The following is a 6,731-nucleotide window of genomic DNA, read 5'->3' as shown; positions in this document are numbered from 1 at the left end:
GGCTGTGATGCCTCCGGCATCCAACTTCCTCGCCGCGCTGGTCCGATTTGATCGGTTCTAGCCGCTGTGGGGCAGGCGCACCGCCTGCCGCGAACGTCCCCTCAAGTCTTTTGTCTTGAGTCTTTCAGTCTTCTGTCTCCCGCGAAGCGGGTGGAATTCAGTTGCCAAAATGCGACAGTTCCGGTGAGATGTGCGGCCATGAATCGCCGCCGCTTTCTCCAGACCTCCGCTGCCGCTGCTGCTGCTCTACCAGCCGTTTCCACCTTCGCTCAAGGTGGGCCGCTCAAGGTGCGGATCGGCCTGGATCACTTCGCGGTGCGTTCCACCGGATGGAAGGCCCCCCAGTTCATCGAGTATGCCGGGTCGCAGAAGGTGGATACCCTGTTCCTGTCTGAACTGCTTCCGTTTGAGAGCTTTGAGGACGCCTACCTGAAGGGGCTGAAGGAGCAGGCGGACCGCGCCGGACTAGCCCTGTACGTGGGGACCTCCAGTGTCTGCCCCACCTCCGCACGGTTTAAGGACACGCTTGGCACGGCCGAGGAGCATCTGGCCCTCTGCATTCGCGTGGCCAAGGCGCTTGGGTCACCCGTGGCGCGCTGTTACCTGGGCAGCAACGACGATCGCAAGGGCGATGGCGGCATCCAGCGGCATATCGAATCCCTGCTGAAGGTGTTTCAGGCCTGCAAGAGCCAGGCTCATGATGCCGGAATCCGCATTTCGATCGAAAACCATGCGGGTGACATGCAATCCCACGAACTGAAGGCGCTCATTGAAGCCGCCGGCAAAGACTGGGTGGGGGCCAACATTGACCCCGGCAACGCCACCTGGGTGATGGAAGACCCGCTGCGGCACCTGGAGGTGCTCGGGCCCTATGTGAACTGCTCCAGCGTGCGCGATTCCATGATCTGGGAGAGCGAGAACGGCGCGACCGTGCAGTGGACCGCCATCGGTGAAGGCATCGTGGACTTCAAGGCGTACACCAAGCGATTTGCCGAGCTCTGCCCGGGAGTGCCGCTTAACATCGAGACCATCTCCGGCTTCGCCAAGCCGCTGCCCTTCAAGAAACCGGAGTTCCTGAAGGAACTTGGGTATGAGAAGATGCCGGCGGAGGATCTCGCTGCCTTCGAGGCCCTGTCCAAGAAAGGCAAGGCAATCCCTCCTTTCAAAGCGCCCAACAAGGATGCCGACATCGCGTATCAGAAGGGCGAGTTCGAGCGCAGCGTGGCCGCACTTCGCTCCTATGGAGCAGGTGTGAACGGCGGAGGCAAGTAGCCGTCAAATCTAACTACACCCCATGAAGATCCGTCGCTGCTGTCGCTCCATTGGTGCCGCCCTGGCGGCGGTCGTTTTGAGTTTTGGGTCGCTGAATCTCTCCGCCGCTCCCATCCCGGCCAAAGGGGGCATCGTGGTCATTGGCAGCTCCGCCAGCGGTGGGGACGAGTTTGCCACGGCGCATGAGTATGTCTCCGTGGAGACGTTCGGCATGACCAGCACCTTCACATTTGCAGATGGTTCGTCTAAACAACTCCAGCCGCCGATTCTGCGAAGAATGGTGCCGTACCCAAGCTACGGTCAACTGACCCTGGTGAGTGACGAAGACTGGCAGGGGCTGGAAAAGATCGGAGCAGAAGCCCAGGACACCGCAAAACGGTATCCCAAAGCCACGGCTCTCATGCAGCCGCTCATCGGACAGATTGCCTCCGCCCTGGAGAAACACCGCCAGGGAAACGTCGTCATTGCTGGCCGATGGATGCCGCTGCAGGAGTACCAGCGCCAGCATGCGAGTGCCAAAGCGGACTACGTGCCGCTGCTGGAAATCGCGGGCAAGATCTACAAGAACGTGCGGATGTCTGCTGTGAAGGATCAGGAGATCAAGCTCATGCATGACGGTGGCTTCTCCACGGTGCAACTGGACGAACTGAAGAAACTCCCTGACGCCCAGCGCAAGGCGCTGGCCAAGACAAATCCCCGTATGGCCCCTCTGCTGGGGTTCAAGGCGGATGAACTGGGGGCCTCCGCAGGCTCCATGGCGGCGGCGGCCGTGAACGATGCTAACCGCCCCACGACCTTCTCGTTCTCCATCAGCGGCAACAACGTCATCATCAACCGCATCGGCGGCCAGGAAACGTACGCGCTGGACAAAGTGCCCCAGGAACTGCTGAACGCGAACGTGGATCTCGCCCGGGCGGTGAAGGCGGCGGCGGGGCGGTAGGTCGGTGATTCAGTAAAACAGTTATTCAGTAGATCGGTGTGTCAGTGGAGGTTCGAGGAAAATGAAGAGAGAGCGGAGAGGGTTGGAGTTCCGCCTTTAGGCGGTCAGGGTTCTGTAGGAGTGTTTGTGTCCGATTTCGCATAAAACATGTCCGCAGAGACCCAGGGTGAGGGGCCGTATTTTCCGACGCTTCCTTCCTCTGACTTATGAAACGGAAATGGTCTGCCCACCTGTTCTTGATCCTCGGCCTAGTCATCTGGTCGGCCATGATGGCGTCTGCTGCGGAGCCGGTACCCGTGCGTTCCGAAAAGGCCCGCTCACTTTTCGACGGCAAATCCCTCGAGGGTTGGGAGGCATTGGCCCCCGTCCGGTGGACGGTGAAGGACGGCTCCCTCACGGGAGGAGATGGGGTGGACAAGGTGCCCTACAACGACTTCGTGGCCACCAAGCGGTCCTACGCCAACTTTGTCCTGCACCTCAAGATCAAACTCACGGGCGATCCCAAGACGGGATTCATCAACTCCGGAGTGCAAATCCGCACGCGCCGCAATCCTGAGGGCCACGAGGTCTGCGGCTACCAGTGCGACTACGGCGAGCCGGAGTGGTACGGCGGCATCTATGACGAGGGGCGGCGCAATCGCCTCCTCATCAAGGCAGACATGGGGACGATGCGGTCGGCCGTGAAGTTGTGGGATTGGAACGACTACGTCATCAAGGCCGACGGGCCCCGGATCCAGACCTGGATCAACGGCGTGCAGGGCGTGGACTACACTGAACCGGACGCTGACATTGCCGGGGAAGGGATCATCGCCATTCAGCTCCACAGCGGCGGGAACGCGGTGGTCGAGGCCAGGGAAATCTATATCGAGGAACTGCCCGCCTCTCCTGACGTCATCACCTGGGAAAAGCTGGGGGGCGTGCCGGGACAACGGGCGAAGTTGAAACCTGTGGCGCCGAAGCCCCAGCCGGCCCCAGCTGCAGGCGCTCCGGCAAACGCATTGTTGGCTCCAGGAACCAAGATGATTCCGGTGCTGGCGGCGGACGGGCATGCATTGAAACTGGGGTTTGAAACGGGCACCTTGCAGGACTGGACTCCGGTGGGGACGGCTTGGGAGGGGCAGCCTGTGAAAGGCGATGCCGTGAAGCTCCGGGGGCGTGGAGAGAGCCATCACGCGGGCCAGTACTGGATGGGAGGCTACGAGAAGGTGGGCGACAAGGGCACCGGGACACTCACTTCTGCCTCCTTCAAGGTGACTCAGCCCTGGGCCAGCTTCCTGGTGGGTGCGGGGCGCGCGGTGAACAAGGTGAGGGTGGAAGTCGTGGAGGCGGCGACTGGCAAGATCTTCCACCAAGCCAGCGGACAGGCGTTGGAGAACATGCGCCGCGAGGTCCTTGACCTCCGGCGATTGGCGGCACAGGAGATCTTCATCCGGCTCGTGGATGAGGGCACGGAAGGTTGGTGCCACCTGAACTTTGATGACTTTGTCTTTCATGACAAAGAACCGGCAGTGATCCAACCCCCGACCCAGAAAGGGGGCCAGGGTGGGCTTGCGACACGACAGAAGGAAAGCCCCGTGCTGCGGCATCTGGTTCCCAATCCCAAGACCTCGGAAGAGGCGTATGGCTCCGCCAGTGCAAAAACGGTGGTGGGAGGCATGATGGTCACGCCGGGTTTTAAAGTGGATCTGGTCGCTTCCGAACCCGACGTTCGGCAGCCCATTGCCTTTGCCTGGGATGAGCGTGGCCGACTCTGGGTGGCGGAGGCCTATAGCTATCCCGCCCGGCAACCGGAAGGGCAGGGGAAGGATCGTATTGTCATTCTGGAGGATGCGGCAGGGAGTGGGAGTTTTAGGAAACGCACAGTGTTTCTGGAGGGGCTAAATCTCGTGAGCGGGCTGGAAGTGAGCCCCGACGGGATCTGGGTGGGGGCCGCACCGGAATTGATCTTCATCCCCCGGGATGCTGCGGACCGCCCGGGAAAACCTCAAGTGCTGCTGGATGGTTGGGGCTATCAGGACACACATGAAACGCTCAACAGTTTCACCTGGGGACCGGACGGCTGGCTCTACGGCAATCAGGGGGTGTTTACCCGTTCTCTGGTCGGCAAGCCCGGGACACCGGAAAACGCACGGGTGGAGCTTCGGGCCGGTGTCTGGCGCTTTCATCCCCAGAGACATGAGTTCGAGGTATTCGCTCACGGAGGCAGCAACCAGTGGGGGCTGGACTTCAATGAACACGGTCACCTTTTCATGACGCACTGCCGCAGTTTCTGGGGTGGGGGAGGTACCACCCACGTCATCCGGAACGGACACTTCTGGAATCAGGCAAACTCCGGGTACGCATCGTTCATCTCCAATGCCGGACTCGATTTTGCTCCAGATCTGAAGAACTACCTTCCCGCCTCGGCCAAGTATGACAGCGGCGAAGGAGGCGCGGGCAAGCCCGGCAGCACGGCCATCTACGGTGGACACAGCCATGTGGGCACGATGATCTATCTGGGAGACAACTGGCCTGACGACTATCGTAATCACCTCTTCACCCACAACCTGCACGGCCACCAGATGAATCATCAGGTGAACGAGCGGGAGGGTTCAGGGTATGAAACCAGGCACGGCGGCTTCGACATGGTCTTCGCTCCAGATCCCACCTACATGGGCGTGGATCTCCAGACGGGGCCGGATGGAGCGGTGTACATGATCGACTGGAGCGACACCCAGGAATGCCACAATCCGGCAGAGGAGAAGTGGGACCGGAGCAATGGTCGGGTGTATCGGATGGCTTGGGAAAAGACCTACAAGGCGGTGAAGGTCGATCTGGGGCGCGAGACGGACCTTGAGCTCGCTGAGAGACACCTGCACAAGAACGACTGGTACTCGCGCACGGCGAGAGGCTTGCTCCAGGCCCGGGCGGTGAAGCGCCCGATCCAGCCGGAGGCCGTGAACGCCCTGCGTGCCCAGCTGACGTCGCCTTCCGTGCCTCAGGTGCTGCGCGCCGTCTGGACGTTGCACGTCATCGGAGCACTCGATGATGTGCTTCTGCAATCCCTGACCCAGCAGCCTAGCGATGTGATCAGAGCCTGGGCGGTGCAGTTGGCGACGGAGTCAGCAGGCAGCTCCCGGTTGAGTGAAGAGCAACTGCTCAAGCTGGCGCGAGAAGATGCCTCTGCCACTGTGCGCCTCGCCATCGCGTCCGCCCTGCCAAAGCTGAGCCCTTCTCAGATTTGGGCAGTGGGGCAGGTTCTTTCGGCGCATGGGGAGGATCAGCAGGATCGCTTTCTGCCAAAGATGATCTGGTTCGGGCTGGCACCAGTGGTGGGGCAGGATTGGGAGCGGGCGCTTTCCCTGGCCGCCACCACACCGCTGAGCAGCCTGGCGAATTCGATCCGCTGGTCGGCCGCGCGCACGCCGTCCGGGCGTGAAGCTCTGGTGGCGTGGATGCAGGGACAGTCTGACGAGGTGGTTTCAAAGAACCTCCGCATTCTTGCCTTTGCCCTCAAGGACGAAGCCTCGGTGGTCATGCCCAAGGGTTGGCCCGACTTGCAAAAGAAAGGGGTGCCCGCAAACGGGGCCACGGATCAACTGTCGGCGCTGTTCGGCGACAAGGCCGTGCTCGCCAAGATGCGCGAGATTCTGGCAGATGGTGCGCAATCGCCACCGCAGCGTAAAATGGCGTTCGATGTGTTGAAGCGCAGCAATGACCCCCTGGCCACACCCATCTTTGCCGGGTTGTTGGATGCGGAGGCCTTTCGTTCCCTGTCCATCCCTCTGCTGTCACGTTCCGCGGATCCTGCTACTTCCCGCGCCTTGTTGGAGCGCTTTGAGAAGTTCGATGCAGTGGACCGCAGCGCAGCACTGGGCGTGCTGACGAGCCGGGTACAGCTGGCTCTGCCTCTACTCCAGGCGGTGAAGGCGGGGCAGTTCAAGCGCGAGTATCTCACCGCTTTGCAAGTGCGTCAGATGCGCAGCCTGCGGGATGCCTCGGTGGACCAGTTGCTCGACCAGTCTTGGGGCAAGGTGAATGAGTCCTCAGAAGCGGCAAAGTCGGCCATGGAACGCTTGAAGAAGGCTTATGCCGCCGCACCCCTCTGGGCGTACAACGCCGGCGCAGGGAAAGAGACTTTCACCCAACTGTGCGCCGTCTGCCATGCCATGGATGGGTCGGGTGGCAAGCTGGGCCCGGATCTCGGTGGTTCCTGGCGCAACGGGGTGGATTATTTCCTTGAAAACATCGTGGATCCCAATGCCGTGGTGGGAGACAACTTCCAGTTGCATCTGGTCACCAAGAAAGACGGAGTGGTCATCTCAGGGGTCGTCGAGCAAGAATCAGACACAGCCCTCACCCTGCGCACCGTGACGGAAGCGGTGGTGGTGGCGAAGCAGGACGTCGCCAAGCACGACAAGATGCCCCAGTCTCTGATGCCGCCGGGTTTACTGGAAGTGTTGCCTGAGCGGAAGGCGATTGAGTTGCTGAAGTTCCTGACGAGCAAGCCGTGAGGGTGGAGGAGAGAAGAGTGCGTTGA

The 6,731-nt window shown here is 61.1% G+C and carries 3 protein-coding genes; all 3 read left to right on the top strand.

Translation table 11 applies throughout. The features are described from left to right. Positions 1 to 198 precede the first annotated feature (198 nt). The 3 genes from BV106_RS33420 to BV106_RS33410 all read left to right on the top strand — a co-directional run bounded on the left by BV106_RS33420 (position 199) and on the right by BV106_RS33410 (position 6,705). Entirely contained in the window at positions 199 to 1,272 is a 1,074-nt protein-coding gene (locus BV106_RS33420) for a sugar phosphate isomerase/epimerase (protein WP_038172259.1), read from the top strand. Positions 1,273 to 1,294: 22 nt separating this feature from the next. Further along, positions 1,295 to 2,212 carry a hypothetical protein gene (locus BV106_RS33415; RefSeq protein WP_038172257.1) on the top strand — a complete coding sequence of 306 codons (918 nt, stop codon included), beginning with the start codon at positions 1,295 to 1,297 and terminating at the stop codon, positions 2,210 to 2,212. 206 nt (positions 2,213 to 2,418) lie between these two features. After that, positions 2,419 to 6,705, top strand: a complete 4,287-nt coding sequence (locus tag BV106_RS33410) for a PVC-type heme-binding CxxCH protein (RefSeq protein WP_051946850.1) — start codon at positions 2,419 to 2,421, stop codon at positions 6,703 to 6,705. The last annotated feature ends 26 nt before the right edge of the window (positions 6,706 to 6,731 follow it).

The organism is Verrucomicrobium sp. BvORR106 (assembly GCF_000739655.1).
Lineage (GTDB): Bacteria > Verrucomicrobiota > Verrucomicrobiia > Verrucomicrobiales > Verrucomicrobiaceae > Verrucomicrobium.
The sequence above is the reverse complement of the archived record's forward strand: the minus strand, read 5'-3'. Positions and strand labels throughout refer to the sequence as shown.

Coding starts and splice junctions, on each gene's coding strand:
- BV106_RS33415 (WP_038172257.1), top strand. CDS start 1,295: ATGAAGATCCGTCGCTGCTGTCGCTCCATTGGTGCCGCCCTGGCGGCG.
- BV106_RS33420 (WP_038172259.1), top strand. CDS start 199: ATGAATCGCCGCCGCTTTCTCCAGACCTCCGCTGCCGCTGCTGCTGCT.
- BV106_RS33410 (WP_051946850.1), top strand. CDS start 2,419: ATGAAACGGAAATGGTCTGCCCACCTGTTCTTGATCCTCGGCCTAGTC.